Origin of the sequence: Mesorhizobium sp. Cs1321R2N1 (genome assembly GCF_037179725.1) — a bacterium.
In the GTDB taxonomy this organism is placed as follows: domain Bacteria; phylum Pseudomonadota; class Alphaproteobacteria; order Rhizobiales; family Rhizobiaceae; genus Mesorhizobium; species Mesorhizobium salmacidum.
The window spans coordinates 1-15,625 of the sequence record NZ_JAPYKP010000050.1; the positions used below are offsets into that span (position 1 = coordinate 1).

Sequence of the window (15,625 nt, forward strand, 5' to 3'; positions counted from 1 at the left end):
CCTTGACGAAAGGCAGCACCGCCTCGACCAGCGTTTCGGTGTCCGGCCGCGGCTCCAGCGTCTCCGGCGACAGCGACAGGCGCAAACCGTAGAATTCGCGATAGCCGAGGATACGATGCACCGGTTCGCCACCGGCTCGCCGTCTCAGGGCGCCGTCGATCGCGGCGATGGCGTCGCCGTCGATCTTGCGCCCGGGGTCGGCAATGGCCTGGGTGCGCGTCGTGCCGGAATAGTGCTCGACGATCAGCCGCGCATCGAGCGCGGGATCATCGATACCGGCTGCGGCAAGCCGTGTCCGCGCTTCCCGCAGCAGTGGTCCCAGCGCCTCGGGCAGATGGTCAGCCATCGAGGCCGATATCGGCCAGCAGCTTCGACTGGTGATCGGCGATCAGCGCGTCGACGATTTCGTCGAGTTCACCCATCATCACCTGGTCGAGCTTGTAGAGCGTCAGGTTGATGCGATGGTCGGTGACGCGGCCTTGCGGAAAATTGTAGGTGCGGATGCGCTCCGAGCGGTCGCCCGAACCGACCTGCGACTTGCGCGATTCGGAACGCTCCTCGTCCGCCTTGCTGCGCTCCATGTCGTAGAGCCGGGCACGCAGGATCTGCATGGCCTTGGCCCGGTTCTGGTGCTGCGACTTCTCCGCCTGCACCACCATGATGCCGGTCGGCAAATGGGTGATGCGGACGGCGGAATCGGTTGTGTTGACGTGCTGGCCGCCGGAGCCGGAGGCGCGCATGGTGTCGATGCGGATGTCCTCGGCCCTGATGTCGATGTCGACTTCTTCCGCTTCCGGCAGCACGGCGACGGTGGCGGCGGACGTGTGGATGCGCCCGCTGGCCTCGGTTGCCGGCACACGCTGGACGCGATGCACCCCGGACTCGAATTTCAGATGGGCGAACACACCCTTGCCTGAGATCGTGGCGATGATTTCCTTGAAGCCGCCGGCATCGCCGTCGCTCGCCGATACCGTTTCGAACCGCCAGCCGCGTTCGGCGGCGTAGCGCTCATACATGCGAAACAGGTCGCCGGCGAAGAGTGCTGCCTCATCGCCACCGGTGCCGGCGCGAATTTCGAGGATGGCGTTCTTGTCGTCGGCGGCATCCCTGGGCAGGAGCAGGATCTGGATGTCCTTCTGCAGCGCCTCGATGCGCTCCTCGACGCCGGGCAGATCGGCTTCGGCGAGCGCCCGCATCTCGGCGTCGGTGCCCTTGTCGGCGAGCATCGCTTCGAGATCGGCCTGCTCATGCTCGGCCGAGCGCAATTCCCTGACCTTGGCCACCATCTCCTGCAACTCGGCATATTCGGATGCCATCCTCACATAGGCATCCGGCGCCGGTCCGGCCGACATCTGCGCTTCGAGCATCTCGAAACGCTTGACGACTTGATCCATACGATCGCGGGGCAAATTGACCATGATGAGGGTGCTACAACGGGATCGAGCGGTCGTCGGCGAAGGCCTGCAGCAGCGCCCGCATCGGCAGCCCTTGCGCCGGCGCCATCAGATTGTCTTCGAAGAAAGCCTCCAACTCCTCCAGCGGCAGCTCCGTCAGCATCGCCTTGACCGGACCGATCGAGGCTGGCGACATCGAGATCGAGCGGAAACCAAGCCCGATCAGCGCCATCGCCGAAATCGGCTTGCCGGCGAGTTCACCGCACAGGGTGACGGGCGTATGATTGCGGACGCCGGCGTCGGCGATCTGCTTGAGCACGCGCAGGAACGGCGCCGACAACGTATCGAAGCGGTTGGCCAGTTGCGTGTTGCCGCGGTCGACCGCCATGACGAACTGGAAAAGATCGTTCGACCCGACCGAGACGAAGTCGACCGCCTTCATCAGTTCGTCGAGCTGGAACAGAAGCGACGGCACTTCCAGCATGGCGCCCAGTTTGAGACTGGTCGGCAGGTGGTGGGCGAAGCGTGAGAGATGCCGCACCTCGCGGTCGATGATTTCGCGCGCCTGGGCGATTTCGCCAAGCTCGGTCACCATCGGCAGCATCAGCTTGAGCTCACGCCCGCCGCTGGCCTTGAGCAAGGCGCGTATCTGTGTGCGCAGCAAGCCCGGCCGGTCGAGCGTCAGGCGGATTGCCCGCCAGCCGAGTGCCGGATTCTCTTCCTGGATCGCGCCCTTGAAGTAGGGCAACACCTTGTCGCCACCAATGTCGATGGTGCGGAAGGTGACCGGCTTGCCGCGTGCGGCCTCGAGCACGTCGCGATAGAGCTTTTCCTGGGCTTCGGCGCGTGGAAAGGTCGAGGCGACCATGAACTGCAGTTCCGTGCGAAACAGGCCAATGCCGGCAGCGCCCGCCTCCGCCAACTGCGGCAGGTCGACGGCTAGCCCGGCATTCATCAGCAGGTCGACCTGGACACCGTCCCTGGTGGTCGATGGCTTCTTGCGCAGCTCGCGGTAGACCTCCTGCCGGCGCGCCCGGAACCGCACTTTTTCGGCATAGGCGGCTTCGAGATCGGATTGCGGCCGCAGATGGATCGCGCCTTCCTCGCCGTCGACGATGATGGCATCGCCGTTTTCCGCCATGGAAACGGCGCCCTTCATCTGGCCGGCGACGGGAATGCCCATGGCGCGCGCGACGATGACGACGTGGCTGGTCGCCGCGCCATCCTCGAGCACGAGGCCACGCAGCTTGTCGCGGGGATAGTCGAGCAGTTCAGCCGCGCCCATCGAGCGGGCGACGATGATGGCGTCCTTCGGCAGCGAGGCCGCGACATCCTCGGGCCCACGTCCCATCAGCTGGCGCAACAGCCGGTTGGCGAGATCGTCGAAATCGCTCATCCGCTCACGCAGATAAGGATCGGTCATGTGCAGCATGCGGGCGCGCATGTCGCTCTGAACTTTTTCCACCGCCGCTTCCGCTGTCAGGCCGTTGCGGACCGCCTCTTCCAGCCGCCGGACCCAGCCGCGGTCGTTGGCGAACATCCGGTAGGCTTCCAGCACCTGGCGATGCTCGCCCTCGAACGCGACATCGCGGCGCTCCAGCATGTCGTCGATCGAGAGCCTGAGCGAACCGAGCGAGGCTTCGAGCCGCCGGACCTCTTCCTCGCTGTCCTCGTTGAACAAATTGGTGACGACGATGCGCGGCTCGTGCAGCACGACATGGCCGAGCCCGACGCCGTCGTTGAAGGACAGGCCGGTGAAGCTGACAGGCCGGCGCAGGTCGAGTTCGAGACCAGGCCGGGTCAGCCGCGCCAGATCGCCGGTGGCGATCATCTCGGCGATGACCATGGCCGTGGTTTCCAGCGCCTCGACCTCGTCGTCGCGGTAGTGGCGCATGGTCTTGTTCTGCACAACCAGGACGCCCAGCGTGCGCCCTGCCCTGAGCACCGGCACGCCGAGGAAGGAATTGTAGATCTCCTCCCCGGTCTCCGGCAGGTAGGCGAAGGCCGGGTGTTCCTGCGCGTTGGACAGGTTGAGCGGCCTGGCACTCGCCGCGATCGTGCCGACCAGGCCTTGTCCCAGCCGCAACTGCGCCAGGTGGACGGCGTTCGGGTTCAGACCTTCGGTGGCGTAGAGTTCGAGCACCGAATCGGCGCGCAGCACATAGAGCGAGCAGACTTCGGCGACCATGTTGGAGGCGATGTCGCGCACGATCCGGTCAAGCCGCTCCTGCGGCTCCAGCGGCTCCTGCATGAGCTCGCGGAGCCGTTTCAGCAAAACGCGCGGGCCGCTGGCCTGGTCACGCATCGCGGCTTCTTCTCCAATGAAACACTTGCCGGCGCAGTTTCCGCCGCGGCCGGCATGCACGCAACAACTGATTCAGTCTTGCTACTGCTTATCCAGACCGTAGACGGAATGCAAAGTGCGAACCGCAAGTTCCGTATACGGACCGTCGATCAGTATCGAAATCTTGATCTCGGAGGTGGTGATGGCGCGGATGTTGATTGCCTTGTCGGCCAGAGCCTTGAAGGCGGTGGCGGCAACACCTGCATGGCTCCTCATGCCGATGCCGATGACCGAAACCTTCGACATGCCGGCTTCCGACTGCACGACATCATAGCCGATCTCGGCTTTCAGCCGGTCGAGCACGGCCAGCGCCTTGTCGACATCGCCCGACGGCACGGTGAAGGTCATGTCGGTCAGCTTGCCGTCCTCGGAGATGTTCTGGACGATCATGTCGACATTGATGTTGGCTTCGGCCAGGGGACCGAAGATGCCGGCGGCAACGCCTGGCCGGTCGCCGACACGGCGCAGCGAAATCTGCGCTTCGTCCTTGGCGTAGGCAATTCCGGTGACGACCTGCTGTTCCACGATCTCTTCCTCGTCGCAAATGAGCGTTCCCGGAGGATTGAGCAAATCCCCCATTCCGGGCGCATCGGGATCGTCGAAGGACGATCGCACGAAGGTACGCACCCTGTGCACCATGGCAAGCTCGACCGAACGCACCTGCAGAACCTTGGCGCCGAGCGAAGCCATTTCAAGCATTTCCTCGAACGATATCTTGGCCAGCCGCCGCGCCTTGGGCTCGATACGCGGATCGGTGGTGTAGACCCCGTCGACGTCGGTGTAGATGTCGCAGCGGTCGGCCTTGACCGCCGCGGCGATCGCCACGGCGCTGGTGTCGGAGCCGCCGCGGCCAAGCGTTGCGATGCGGTTGTCCGGCCCGATGCCCTGGAAACCGGCGATGACAGCCACCTGCCCCTCGCCGAAGCGCTTGACCAGGAAGGCACCGTCGATGTCGAGAATGCGCGCCGCGCCATGCGCGTTGTCGGTCTTGATCGGGATCTGCCAGCCCTGCCAGGAGCGCGCATGCACGCCCATGTTCTGCAAGGTGATGGCGAGCAGGCCAGCCGTGACCTGTTCGCCGGAAGCGACGACCGCGTCATATTCGCGTGCGTCGTGCATCGGCGAGGCTTCGCGCGTCCAACCGACCAGTTCATTGGTCTTGCCGGCCATCGCCGAAACCACCACCGCCACCTCGTGGCCGGCGTCGACTTCGCGTTTGACGTGACGCGCCACATTGCGGATGCGGGCGATGTCGGCGACGGAGGTTCCGCCGAATTTCATCACGATACGCGCCATGGAAGCGAAATGCCTTTGACTGGAGCCGGCCCGAGGCCGAAAACGGAAGAAAAGCGCCCGGCTGGCGCCGGCCGCTCAATGCGCGGCCTCCTTAACCAAATGAGCGAGGTTTCGCAAGGCTGACGGCGGATTGCGTAACACACGACATATTGCCTTCCAGGCCGGTGCCGCTTACCAAATGCTGCCCGCGGGAATTCCTCTTGGTTCGGCATAACAGATGATTGCTCGTCTTCGGCGCGCCATGCGATTGCAGCCGCTCCCGATTATCGCCGGCTTTGCCGCGCTGGCGCTGATCGTCGGCGCCCGTGCCGTGCTCGTCGAGAGCCAGAGGGCCAATCGTGCCGCCGCGCGCGAGACAATCGAATACCAGGAGCAGCTTTCCGGGCTGCTTTCACTGGCGCAAGACGCCGAGAGTGGTCAGCGCGGCTACCTGCTGACAGGTGAAAAATCCTATCTGGAGCCTTATCGGAAGGCCGTCGATGCAATTCCTGGACAACTGGCGCGGATCGAGAGCGCGGCCGCTCCCGACGATCAGATCGTCCAGCAGATCAGCCACATCAAGCAAGCGCTTTCGCAACAGCAGGCTGAGCTGTCCCAGACGATCGCCCTCTATGATCGAGGCGACGCGGCAAAGGCCCTGCAACTGGTCCGCGGCGGCCAGGGCAAGTCAGCCATGGACGAAATCCGCGCCAGTATGGATACGATCCGGCGTATCGGCGCCGCCGCGGTGGCCGCGCGCGACGAGCATACCGATCGGGTCGAGGCCTGGTTGCGCATCGGCTCGCTGGCTGCGTTGCTGGGGATTTTCCTGCTTGGTGTCTACACCATCCGTCAATCCCGCCGCCGCTTCCGCGAGGTGCTCGTCGCCCAGGAAGAGCTGATGCGCAAGAACATCGAGCTCGGCAATGAGATCCAGACGCGTGAAAATGCCGAATCCCAGATACGCCAGATGCAGAAGATGGAAGCCGTCGGGCAGTTGACCGGTGGGATCGCCCACGACTTCAACAACATGCTGGCGGTCATCCTCAGCGCCATGAACCTTGCCCAGCGCAAGCTGAAGCGGGGCGAACATGACATTGAAAAGCTCGTCGAGGCCGCGACGGACGCGGCCAGCCGTGCGGCCAATCTGACCTCCCGCCTGCTTGCCTTCTCCCGTCTGCAGCCTCTGGCGCCGCAGGTTGTCGACACCAACCGGCTGTTGACCGGCATGTCCGATCTTCTGCGCCGTGCCCTGGGTGAAGGCATCCGCATCGAAACCGTGCTGGCGGGCGGCCTGTGGAAAATCCACGCCGATCCCAACCAGCTCGAGAACGCGATCCTCAATCTGGCCGTCAATGCCCGCGATGCCATGGACAATGACGGCAAGCTGACCATCGAGACCGTCAACAGCCACCTCGACGAGGCCTATGCATCGACGCATGCTGACGTCGCGCCTGGCCAATACGTGATGATCGCGGTTACCGACACCGGTGCGGGCATGTCGCCTGAGATCATCACCAGGGCCTTCGAGCCCTTCTTCACGACCAAGCCGGTCAATAAGGGCACGGGGCTTGGGCTGAGCCAGGTGTTCGGCTTCGTCAAACAGTCGGGCGGCCACGTCAAGATCTACTCCGAGCCCGGCGAAGGCACGACGATCAAGATCTATCTGCCCCGACTTTTCGGACCTGAGGAGCCGGCGGTTCCAGCCGGGCGCGACAAGGGCGCCGCCACGGTCACCGAGACGATCCTCGTCGTCGAGGACGACGACCGCGTGCGGGCTTCCACGACGGACGTCATGCGCGAACTCGGCTACACCGTCATCCACGCGGCAGGCGGACAGGAGGCCCTTCAGAAGCTCGCCGCGACACCCGGCATCGCCCTGCTTTTCACCGACATCGTCATGCCGGTGATGAACGGCCGCAAGCTCGCCGAGGAAGCGCTCGCGCGCCAGCCCGGGCTGAAATTCGTCTTCACCACCGGCTTCACAAGGAACGCCGTGATACACAACGGCGTGCTCGACCATGACGTGCACTTCCTGGCCAAGCCGTTCACCATCGATCAACTGGCAGCGAAACTGCGCGACGTGCTGGACACGAAATAGGCGGCGCCGGAACTCGCATCATCCTGACGCAGTCACGCTTGTCCATAGGCCGGGGTAGTCGACAACGAAGCCGTGCGGCGAGACGCCGAGGATTTCGTCATAACCGAATAAGGGCGCGGCGTAGGCGTAGCGCGTCTCATCAAGACGCCGATAGGTCTGTTCGAGACGCACCAGTTCCAGTCTGGGAAAGGTCAGGTAAGCAGCCGGAGCGGGCGTCGTTGCGCCGATGCCAAGATCGAACCGGCGGATCGCAAGCAGATTCGACGCGGGCGTGAAACCGAGGTCGACGTCGACAAGACCGGTCACATCATGCTGCGTTTCGCCGTTCAGCATCCACCGGCAGTCGGAATCCCGTTCGATCGCGTGGTGCAGCCTGTTACCGCCCAGAAAGCCGCTGACGCGCGCCGACTGAGTACGCCAACCGGTATCGCAGTCTACCCGATAGGCAAGGCAGCATGGCTTGTCGTCCTGGATGAAGATGGCCTGCCCCTCGAGGCTGTGACCGCTATCGGTCCGCGAAAGCAGGCATCCGTCATACCCTTCGAGGTCTAGCCTCCGCCAAAGGATCGAAACCGGCGTCGCTGTCATCGCTCACTCCTCTGGTTCAAAACGATGCTTCTCATTCGTCCGCGAGGCCGATCCTGTTTCATGGCGATGCTCGGCAGCTGACATGGCCTGACATGGAGCGCTGCGATGTCAGCAGGGGAAAATGTTGCCTTGACATTCGATGCCTCACGCCCGACTTCCTAGCGTCCGAGGAGACCAACCGATGCCTGAGCCCCGACGATCGACGATCGATGCCGGAGAAGTGGAACGCTTTTCCGCCCTTGCCGCCGAATGGTGGAACCCGAACGGCAAGTTTCGTCCGCTGCACAAATTCAACCCAATCCGGCTTTCCTATATCCGCGACCAGATCGCGGCGCGCTTCGGCCGCGACCCGCGCGCGGCGCGGCCGTTCGAGGGCCTGCGTATCCTCGACATCGGCTGCGGCGGCGGGCTTTTGTGCGAGCCGATGGCGCGGCTCGGCGCCGAGGTGGTCGGAGCGGACGCCTCCGAAACAAACATAGAAGTGGCGAAACTGCATGCCGCCGAAGGCAATGTGAGCATCGACTATCGCGCCACGACGGCAGAAGATCTCGCCGAGGCCGGCGAGGAATTCGATGTCATCCTCAACATGGAAGTGGTCGAACATGTCGCCGACATCGACCTGTTCGTCGCCAAATGCGGCGAGATGGTCAAGCCCGGCGGCATCATGTTCGTGGCCACCATCAACCGCACGTTGAAGGCGCTCGGCCTGGCTATCATCGGTGCCGAATATGTGTTGCGCTGGCTGCCGCGCGGTACCCATCAGTTCGGCAAGCTGGTGCGCCCGGAAGAGCTGGAAAAGGCGCTGGGCGGCGCCGGCCTGACCATCATCGACCGCACCGGCGTCACCTACAATCCGCTTGCCGACCGGTGGTCGCGGTCGAAGGACATGGACGTCAACTACATGGTGCTGGCGGAAAAGGGATCGGTCTGAACGGCCAATCCTCAGCCGCCGCCGATACCCACAGCCCGAGCCCGGCGGCGACGCCGGCGAGATAAGCCCGAACCCGTCAGGCTTTCTGGCTCTGCGCCTTGGTGGTGATGAACACGCCGGCGGTGATGATGACGGCGCCGATCCAGGTCAGCAGTTGATAGTGTTCGCCAAGGAAGATCGTACCGGCAAACAGCCCGACGGCCGCCGCGACATAGCCGATCTGGCTGAGATAGACCGGACCGCCCACCGCCTGCAGCCGGAAGAAGAAAGCAAACATAGCCGATGCCGAGGCCATCTGCGCCACCACGGTGAGCGGCACGGTGCCGAGCTGGATGAAGGCCTTGCCGCCAAGCAAGATCAGGATGCCGACGAGCAGCATCGTCGCGGACGCCAAATGGCTGCCGACCGCGAGTTCGATAGGACCGGTTCCTTCCGGCCAGTCGATGGTGCGGTAGATGTTGCCGGCAGCGAGACTGATAGGAATGAGCAGGCCTAGGACGACCCAGAAGATTTCGGCCGGCTGGCCGGCCTCGCCGCGCGTCACCGCCACCATGACCGCGCCGACGAAGCCGACGGCGATGCCGATGATGCCCAGCATGTTGGGGCGCCGCACACCGACCAGGATTGAAAACACCAGCGTGATGACCGGCGACAGCGTGAACATGATGCCGGTGTAGCCGGCGCCCAGATGCGGAATGGCCGAAAACATCAGGAGATTGGGGACGGCATAGGACACCGCGGCGGTGACGGAGAAATAGCGCAGTTTGTGCCCGGTGAGCCGGATGCGTTGGCCGCGCAGCAGCAATACGACGAGAAGCACACCGCCGGCGCCGAGCGAGATGACGAAGGCCCAGACCATGGCCGGCACGCCGGCCGCCGTGGCGAGCTTGCCGAAAGGCAGCGTCAGGCCAAGCAGGCCGCCAGTGACGACCAACAGGCCGAGCGCCGAATCCCAGGGAAGCTTCATCATCGAGCCCTGTCGCGTGCGGCCCTTGGCCGGTATTGCATCTTCGGGTAAGATAGCGGAAAGATTCTTAGCGTCAAGATACATTACGGTGAGATAGATGGACCGTGCAAGGAAAGCCATCGAGCAATGGCAGCGGGAACGACCGGACCTGGACGTGTCGCCGATGGCGGTGATCGGGCGCTTGAACGAGGTCTCCGCGCTGATCGCGCGCGAGCGCCTTGCGCCGCTCTTTGCCCGCTTCGGACTGCAGACGGGAGAGTTCGATGTGCTGGCGACGCTGCGCCGTTCAGGCTCGCCTTACGCGCTGACCCCGACAGCGCTTTACGAGGCGACGATGGTGACCTCCGGGGCCATGACCAACAGGCTGGATCGGCTCGAAACATCCGGATTGATCCAGCGCGCGCCACACCCCAACGACCGGCGCGGCATCGTCGTGCGGCTGACCGAAAAGGGGCTCGCCTTGATCGACGAAGCTGTTGCCGCCCACGTGGCCAATGAGCACCAGATCCTGTCCGGCCTGACACAGACCGAACGAGAAACACTTTCGCGTCTGCTGGAAAAACTGATCGGCAGCGTAAGCTAATTGCTAGCTAGTTCCGGTCGTCCGGAAACACCGGGATCGGCATGAAATCGACGCCGTCCTCGGCCAGGCCCTTGGCCTCTTCCAGCGTCGCCTCGCCATAGATGCCGCGGGCATCGGTTTCGCCGAAATGGATCTTGCGCGCTTCCTCGGCGAACTTGTCGCCGACATAGTCCGCATTCTCGCGCACCTTCTCGGCCATCGCCTTCAGTTGTCCCATGGCCTGCTTCTGCGCCTCGCCCATGGCAAGTGCTATGGTTTCCTGCTTGCGGGCCGTGGAAACGGCGGGCGCCATCAGGGCCTTCTCGACCTTGTGCGAGCCACAGCTGGGGCAATCGACAAAGCCGCGCTTCTTCTGCGTGTCGAAATCGTCATTGCTGCGAAACCAGCCCTCGAACTCGTGCTCGTTTTCGCAGATGAGGGAAAAGCGGATCAAGAGGCGGCACCCCTGAGACGCGGCGCCTCGCCGGCGTTGATGGTGAAATCCCGCGCATTTTTCAGATTGGGGATCTTCTTGCGCGCGGCAATCGACTGCGCCGGGTCGATCTCGGCAACGATCACGTCAGGTTCGTCATGCGCGGCTTCCGCGATGATGCGGCCCCACGGATCGACGATCAGCGAATGCCCATAGGTCTCGCGGCCGTCCTCGTGCAGACCGCCTTGCGCGGCGGCCACGACAAAGGCGCCGTTCTCGATGGCGCGTGCTCTGAGTAGCACATGCCAGTGCGCCTCGCCGGTCTGGCGGGTGAAGGCGGCCGGCACGGAAAGCAGGTCGGCGCCGGCCATCGCCTCGGCGCGGAACAGTTGCGGAAAACGCAGATCGTAGCAGACGGCAAAACCGAGCTTCGCACCCCCGATCCCGGTGACGACGGCCTCTGTGCCGGGCTCGTAGGCGGCCGATTCACGCCAGCTCTCACCATTGTCGAGATCGACGTCGAACATGTGGATCTTGTCGTAGGTGGCGAGCGTCGCGCCATCCGGTCCGAACAGGAGCGCGCGGTTGGCGAGCTTGCCGTCGGCGCGCAGGATGGCGGTCGAGCCTATATGCAGGAACACGCCGAGTTCGCGCGCCAGCCTGCGCGCGGTCGAGACGATGATGTCCTTGTCCTCGGAGCTGAAGGAGGCGGCACGCGCGTGCTTGTCGCGGATCAGCGCGCCGGTCATCTCCGGCGTCTGGATATAGGTCGCGCCCTGGCCTGCCGCCTCGCGCACCATCCGCTCCATATCGGCCGCATTGCGCTCGGGGCTCTCGCCTGAACGCATCTGCACTGCCGCTGCCTTGAAGACACCCATTCTCACACCCTCAAATCGACGAGCCGTTGGCGAGCAGTTTGTCCAGCCGGCCTTCCGCCTCCAGTTCATGGAGGTCGTCGCAGCCGCCGACATGCGTGTCGCCGATGAAAATCTGCGGAAAGGTCGTGCGCCCGTGAGCCCGCGACATCATCTCCTGGCGCAGTTCCGGCGAGAAGGACGCGTCGTGCTCGGTATAGGCGACGCCTTTGCGCTCCAGCAGCCGCTTGGCCGCCGTGCAGTAGCCGCACATCATGCGCGTATAGATCGTGACATCGACCATGACGAATTCCGCTTCCGTTGCCGACTTATATAGTCGCGGACTCGTCCGCCCGGAAGTCCCCCGGCAACACGCGGGCAAAGGTCAGCACGTCGACGGCGGCAGCGCCTCCCTTTTTCAGCGCCTTGGTGGCGGCACGCACGGTGGCACCGGTGGTGTAGACATCGTCGATCAGAAGCACCCTGCGGCCGGCAATCTCGATCTCGGCCTCGGCGGGCACGCGAAAGGCGGCGCGCACGTTCTCCTCGCGCTCGTGCCGCTCCAGCCCGACCTGCTGGCGGGTGAGTTTCACGCGATGCATGGCGGAAGGCGCGAAAAATAGCCCGCTGAGCTCGCAAACCGCGCGCGCCAGTTCCGCCGATTGGTTGAACCGCCGCCTGAAAAAACGGCGCCAATGCAGCGGCACAGGCACCACCACATCCGCGTCGGCGATGAGGTCGGCGCCCACGCGGACCATCCAGCGCGCCATCCAGGGAGCAAGATCGGTGCGATCCTGGTATTTCAGCCCTTGCACCATCTGGCGGGCGACGCCGGAATAGGCGACCGCTGCCCGCGCCCGCTCGAAGGGCGGCGGATCGGCGATCGCCTCCGCCGAGAGAAAACCCTCGCCCATGTGATGGGTGAACGGCGTGCCCATTACCGGGCACCAGGGCCGCTCCAAGAGCCGCAGCTTCGGCCAGCAGGCGCCGCACAGCACGCCGGGCTGCGACACCTGCCGGCGGCAACCGGCGCAGACCGGCGGAAACAGGATACGCGCCCGCCAGCCAAGAGCCGACCGGGCTGCCGACCCGGCCAGCTTCCTGATCTCCTCGGACTTGATCTTGGGCATCGGATCGGCCACGTGGTTGGTTTCTCGTCGCCACCATACGAACCATATCAGGGCGCGGATATACAAGGACCCATCCCTTGCAACCTATAATGGATACCTCCCTGTGGCTGGCGCACAAGCGGCGTGCGCTCATCCATCCGGTTGACGGTGCCGACTTCCTCATGCATCGCGCCGTCGAGGACCTTGCCGACCGGCTGGGCGCCGTCGAGCGCAGGTTCGCCAAGGCGGCGGTGCTGTTTTGCCAGACCTCGGCCGCGGCCGACGTCCTTGCGAGGAGCGGCAAGGTAGCCGACATCGCCCGTGTCGAGGCAGACGCGGTTTTCCTGAATGGTGCCGCCGGCCTGATTGCGCCGCTGGAGACCGTGCCGTTCGAGCCGCAGGATCTCGATCTGGTGGTGTCGCTTTTGTCGCTGCAGACGATGAACGACATCCCGGGCATGCTGATCCAGATCCGCCGCGCCCTGCGGCCGGACGGACTTTTCCTTGGCGCCTTCGCAGGCGCCGGCACGCTTGCGGAACTGCGCGAAAGCCTGCTTGCCGCGGAGACCGAACTCTACGGTGGCGCCAGCCCGCGCGTCATCCCGTTCACCGATGTGCGCGATGCCGGCGCACTGCTGCAGCGCGCCGGTTTCGCACTGCCGGTCGCCGACGTCGAGACGGTGACCGTGCGCTATGCCAACCTGTTTGCGCTGATGGCCGATCTGCGTGCCATGGGCGAAACCACCGCGCTTGCCGACCGCAGCCGGCGGCCGGGGTCACGAAGGCTGTTTGCCCGCGCCGCGGAAATCTATGCCGAACGCTTTTCCGACCCCGATGGTCGCATCAGGGCAAGCTTCTCCATTGTCTGGATGTCCGGCTGGGCGCCCGACGCGTCGCAGCAAAAGCCGCTGAAGCCCGGTTCCGCCAAGGTTTCGCTAAAGACGATATTAGAGAAGCCTGAAGGACACTGACCCGTTCGCGGGCATCAGCCCCAGAGCAATCCAGGAAACTGCGTAGCGGTTTTCCCCGGAAAACGCGTAGCGGTTTTCCCCCGAAAACGCGTAGCGCTTTTCCCGGGAAAACGCGTAGCGCTTTCTCTTGCGGAATTGCGTGAAAACAGGAGCTAGAGCGGTTCGGCGGTTCTGTCAAACAATGACCGCGCTACTGGGCGAAGGCGTTGGCAAGTCTACTGGAATTGTCGCTGAACAACCAAGTGATCGCGTTGAAGACCTGACTGATGCCGCCGACGATCGTCAGCGACAGCACGGCAATGATCAGGCCATATTCGATGGCCGTGGCCCCGTTTTCGTCCTTCAGAAAGCGTAGCAGCACTGTTTTCATCACGTTCATCCCTCTTGCCGCAACCCTACCGCCGACCTGTTAAGAAAGGTTAACGGCACAGGCTTAACAGGCGATGAAATCGCCGCCTTTCGGAATGTCTTAACCCTGTCAGCAGTCGCCACTGCTTTTGCCGTCGGAGCGGATAATGCAGACCCCGCCGGGCTCGGCCTGCAGCACGCTGCGGCGCACTGTATAGGTGCTGCGATGGCTGATCGAACCCGTAGCCGTCATGTCGAGGCCGGGGAAATCTTCGCGGGCCGATTGCGAGCGCGTCTGACTGTCGAGGAAGGGGGTCGCGATCAGCGCCAGCGCCACCGCGGCCGATCCGAACAGCAACGTGATCCGCAGGACGCTCATGCCGGCATCAGCGGCACGAAAACCGCGGTCGGGCCGGATCGTATCCCAATCCCTGTCCAGGCTCATTCTATCGCTCCCCAGCGCATGGCGGCGGCCGTACCAGAACGGCCATCCATCAATTTTTCATGATGAGATAAATCTTCCATTAACGCTGGCTGTTATGGACCGTGGTCCAATCAGCTCTCAGAGGAGGTCGATCAGGAACGGAATCAATGGCGCGTCGGCGGGCGGCATCGGATAGTCGCGCATCTGTTTCGGCCGCACCCATTTCAGCGCCTGCCCTTCCCTCGGCTGGGCGATGCCGCGGAAGCGGCGGCAGACAAACAGCGGCATCAGCAGATGGAAGTCGTCATAAGAATGGCTGGCGAAGGTCAGCGGCGCCAGGCATGGGATCTCGGTTTCGATGCCGATCTCCTCATGCAGTTCACGGATGAGGCATTGTTCCGGCGTCTCTCCGGCTTCGACCTTGCCGCCGGGAAATTCCCAGAGGCCGGCAAGTTGCTTGCCTTGCGGCCGCTGCGCCAGCAGCACGCGACCGTCGGCATCGACCAGCGCGCAAGCGGCGACCAGGAGCAGGCGCTTGCCGCTGGATATCACGTCATTCATGTCCGGGCGGCCGGCGGTAATGATAGCGATAGACTTCCTCGAAGCCGAGCGCGCGGTAGAGCGCCAGCGCCGGCGCGTTACCCGCCTCGACCTGCAGCCAGGCTTCCCGCGCGCCGCGCAGCCTCGCCCATTTCAGCGCCGACAGGATCAGGTTGCGGCCGTGGCCCTTGTTGCGCGCCGCCTTGTCGGTGGCGACCTCGAACAGGCCGGCCAGATCGCCGTCATGCACGCAGATCAGCGTCGCCAGCGGCTCCGCCCCATCCTCGAGCGCAAACAGCCCGGCCTCGGGCTGGATAGCGCCGATGATCTCAGACAGGCCCGGCCGCAGCGATACGTCAGAGCCGCTGACCTTGAGCAATGCGCCGATGAAGCGGCTAATGTCCTTGAGCGGGATCTGGTCCATGGCGGCGTCGAGATGCGCGTCGGCCAACGGCAGCCGCATGACGAGCGATTCGTCGAACCGGCTCCAGCCCTCCTTGTCGAGATGGCTGGCAAGATCGGGCCCGGAGAGTGGCGACATGCGGAACGTCAACGGCCGGCCATAGGCATCGAAACGGCGGCTCGCGCGACCGATGCGGTCGGCGATGTGCTGGATGTCGCCGGGATCGAGCGGATTGACCGAGTTCAGCCGCTTGGCCGGATGGCCGGCGGTCAGGCGCACCACCCACGTGCCGTCATAATGAACGGCGGCCGCGGGCCAGGCGCGAAAGCCGGCCGCCTCGTAGCGGCGCACTGTCGCGAGCATGCTTGCAGGATGACGCGA

17 protein-coding genes and 1 pseudogene are annotated in these 15,625 nt (G+C 64.2%); 4 read left to right on the forward strand and 14 right to left on the reverse strand.

The annotated features are described in order from the left end of the window. The 4 genes and pseudogenes from O7A61_RS15065 to O7A61_RS15080 form a co-directional block, all read right to left on the reverse strand. Positions 1-346: pseudogene (locus O7A61_RS15065) on the reverse strand (peptide chain release factor N(5)-glutamine methyltransferase); the annotation flags it as partial. After that, the gene (gene prfA, locus O7A61_RS15070) at positions 339-1,418 is read right to left on the reverse strand and encodes a peptide chain release factor 1 (protein WP_337130466.1); all 1,080 of its coding nucleotides are present in this window, start codon (positions 1,416-1,418) and stop codon (positions 339-341) included. The gene prfA and the pseudogene O7A61_RS15065, both read right to left, overlap by 8 nt. Before the next feature lie 10 nt (positions 1,419-1,428). Then, the gene (gene ptsP / locus O7A61_RS15075) at positions 1,429-3,699 is read right to left on the reverse strand and encodes a phosphoenolpyruvate--protein phosphotransferase (protein ID WP_337130467.1); all 2,271 of its coding nucleotides are present in this window, start codon (positions 3,697-3,699) and stop codon (positions 1,429-1,431) included. A gap of 81 nt (positions 3,700-3,780) precedes the next feature. Beyond that, on the reverse strand, positions 3,781-5,034 hold the full coding sequence (locus tag O7A61_RS15080; protein WP_015315600.1) for an aspartate kinase: 1,254 nt from the start codon (positions 5,032-5,034) through the stop codon (positions 3,781-3,783). Between the two features lie 241 nt (positions 5,035-5,275). Between O7A61_RS15080 and O7A61_RS15085 the strand changes: the two genes are divergently transcribed. Further along, positions 5,276-7,114: a CHASE3 domain-containing protein gene (locus tag O7A61_RS15085; RefSeq protein WP_337130490.1), complete on the forward strand. Its 1,839-nt coding sequence runs from the start codon at positions 5,276-5,278 to the stop codon at positions 7,112-7,114. A gap of 18 nt (positions 7,115-7,132) precedes the next feature. On the opposite strand, the gene O7A61_RS15090 is transcribed toward O7A61_RS15085, so the two are convergent. After that, positions 7,133-7,702: a putative glycolipid-binding domain-containing protein gene (locus O7A61_RS15090; protein WP_337130468.1), complete on the reverse strand. Its 570-nt coding sequence runs from the start codon at positions 7,700-7,702 to the stop codon at positions 7,133-7,135. A gap of 181 nt (positions 7,703-7,883) precedes the next feature. Between O7A61_RS15090 and ubiG the strand changes: the two genes are divergently transcribed. Next, entirely contained in the window at positions 7,884-8,633 is a 750-nt protein-coding gene (ubiG, locus tag O7A61_RS15095) for a bifunctional 2-polyprenyl-6-hydroxyphenol methylase/3-demethylubiquinol 3-O-methyltransferase UbiG (protein ID WP_337130469.1), read from the forward strand. Between the two features lie 76 nt (positions 8,634-8,709). Here the strand turns inward: ubiG and O7A61_RS15100 are convergent, their stop codons facing one another. After that, positions 8,710-9,600 carry a DMT family transporter gene (locus tag O7A61_RS15100; RefSeq protein ID WP_337130491.1) on the reverse strand — a complete coding sequence of 297 codons (891 nt, stop codon included), beginning with the start codon at positions 9,598-9,600 and terminating at the stop codon, positions 8,710-8,712. 97 nt (positions 9,601-9,697) lie between these two features. Between O7A61_RS15100 and O7A61_RS15105 the strand changes: the two genes are divergently transcribed. Then, entirely contained in the window at positions 9,698-10,183 is a 486-nt protein-coding gene (locus tag O7A61_RS15105; protein WP_337130470.1) for a MarR family winged helix-turn-helix transcriptional regulator, read from the forward strand. Between the two features lie 7 nt (positions 10,184-10,190). Here the strand turns inward: O7A61_RS15105 and O7A61_RS15110 are convergent, their stop codons facing one another. The 4 genes from O7A61_RS15110 to O7A61_RS15125 are packed head-to-tail and all read right to left on the reverse strand — an operon-like array spanning position 10,191 to position 12,591. Beyond that, positions 10,191-10,616 (reverse strand): DUF1178 family protein, encoded by a 426-nt coding sequence (locus tag O7A61_RS15110; protein WP_337130471.1) that lies wholly within the window; start codon positions 10,614-10,616, stop codon positions 10,191-10,193. Further along, a complete protein-coding gene (locus O7A61_RS15115; protein ID WP_337130472.1) occupies positions 10,613-11,473 on the reverse strand; it encodes a carbon-nitrogen hydrolase family protein in 861 nt (286 codons plus the stop codon). The genes O7A61_RS15110 and O7A61_RS15115 overlap by 4 nt, the downstream gene beginning before the upstream one ends. 10 nt (positions 11,474-11,483) lie before the next feature. Next, complete coding sequence (gene grxC / locus O7A61_RS15120) at positions 11,484-11,753, reverse strand: glutaredoxin 3 (RefSeq protein ID WP_337130473.1); 270 nt, start codon at positions 11,751-11,753, stop codon at positions 11,484-11,486. A 25-nt stretch (positions 11,754-11,778) separates the two neighbouring features. Next, positions 11,779-12,591, reverse strand: a complete 813-nt coding sequence (locus tag O7A61_RS15125; protein ID WP_337130474.1) for a ComF family protein — start codon at positions 12,589-12,591, stop codon at positions 11,779-11,781. A 65-nt stretch (positions 12,592-12,656) separates the two neighbouring features. Here O7A61_RS15125 and O7A61_RS15130 point away from each other — a divergent pair, with 65 nt between their 5' ends. After that, positions 12,657-13,529 (forward strand): methyltransferase domain-containing protein, encoded by an 873-nt coding sequence (locus O7A61_RS15130; RefSeq protein WP_337130475.1) that lies wholly within the window; start codon positions 12,657-12,659, stop codon positions 13,527-13,529. A gap of 190 nt (positions 13,530-13,719) precedes the next feature. Here O7A61_RS15130 and O7A61_RS15135 read toward each other — a convergent pair whose 3' ends face one another. The 4 genes from O7A61_RS15135 to O7A61_RS15150 form a co-directional block, all read right to left on the reverse strand. Beyond that, positions 13,720-13,899 (reverse strand): Flp family type IVb pilin, encoded by a 180-nt coding sequence (locus tag O7A61_RS15135; protein WP_140503203.1) that lies wholly within the window; start codon positions 13,897-13,899, stop codon positions 13,720-13,722. A gap of 108 nt (positions 13,900-14,007) precedes the next feature. After that, positions 14,008-14,322, reverse strand: coding sequence for a hypothetical protein (locus tag O7A61_RS15140; RefSeq protein WP_337130476.1), 315 nt, complete (start codon positions 14,320-14,322; stop codon positions 14,008-14,010). Between the two features lie 117 nt (positions 14,323-14,439). Continuing rightward, complete coding sequence (locus O7A61_RS15145; protein ID WP_027143436.1) at positions 14,440-14,862, reverse strand: (deoxy)nucleoside triphosphate pyrophosphohydrolase; 423 nt, start codon at positions 14,860-14,862, stop codon at positions 14,440-14,442. After that, positions 14,855-15,607: a GNAT family N-acetyltransferase gene (locus O7A61_RS15150; protein ID WP_027143437.1), complete on the reverse strand. Its 753-nt coding sequence runs from the start codon at positions 15,605-15,607 to the stop codon at positions 14,855-14,857. Before O7A61_RS15150 ends, O7A61_RS15145 begins: the two co-directional genes overlap by 8 nt. Positions 15,608-15,625 lie beyond the last annotated feature (18 nt).

Bases quoted from the DNA above. Each gene is read 5' to 3' on its own strand.
- O7A61_RS15105 (WP_337130470.1), top strand. From the start codon at position 9,698: ATGGACCGTGCAAGGAAAGCCATCGAGCAATGGCAGCGGGAACGACCG.
- O7A61_RS15115 (WP_337130472.1), bottom strand. From the start codon at position 11,473: ATGGGTGTCTTCAAGGCAGCGGCAGTGCAGATGCGTTCAGGCGAGAGC.
- O7A61_RS15080 (WP_015315600.1), bottom strand. From the start codon at position 5,034: ATGGCGCGTATCGTGATGAAATTCGGCGGAACCTCCGTCGCCGACATC.
- grxC (WP_337130473.1), bottom strand. From the start codon at position 11,753: ATGGTCGATGTCACGATCTATACGCGCATGATGTGCGGCTACTGCACG.
- ptsP (WP_337130467.1), bottom strand. From the start codon at position 3,699: ATGCGTGACCAGGCCAGCGGCCCGCGCGTTTTGCTGAAACGGCTCCGC.
- O7A61_RS15100 (WP_337130491.1), bottom strand. From the start codon at position 9,600: ATGAAGCTTCCCTGGGATTCGGCGCTCGGCCTGTTGGTCGTCACTGGC.
- O7A61_RS15085 (WP_337130490.1), top strand. From the start codon at position 5,276: ATGCGATTGCAGCCGCTCCCGATTATCGCCGGCTTTGCCGCGCTGGCG.
- O7A61_RS15145 (WP_027143436.1), bottom strand. From the start codon at position 14,862: ATGAATGACGTGATATCCAGCGGCAAGCGCCTGCTCCTGGTCGCCGCT.
- prfA (WP_337130466.1), bottom strand. From the start codon at position 1,418: ATGGTCAATTTGCCCCGCGATCGTATGGATCAAGTCGTCAAGCGTTTC.
- O7A61_RS15090 (WP_337130468.1), bottom strand. From the start codon at position 7,702: ATGACAGCGACGCCGGTTTCGATCCTTTGGCGGAGGCTAGACCTCGAA.
- O7A61_RS15140 (WP_337130476.1), bottom strand. From the start codon at position 14,322: ATGAGCCTGGACAGGGATTGGGATACGATCCGGCCCGACCGCGGTTTT.
- O7A61_RS15135 (WP_140503203.1), bottom strand. From the start codon at position 13,899: ATGAAAACAGTGCTGCTACGCTTTCTGAAGGACGAAAACGGGGCCACG.
- ubiG (WP_337130469.1), top strand. From the start codon at position 7,884: ATGCCTGAGCCCCGACGATCGACGATCGATGCCGGAGAAGTGGAACGC.
- O7A61_RS15150 (WP_027143437.1), bottom strand. From the start codon at position 15,607: ATGCTCGCGACAGTGCGCCGCTACGAGGCGGCCGGCTTTCGCGCCTGG.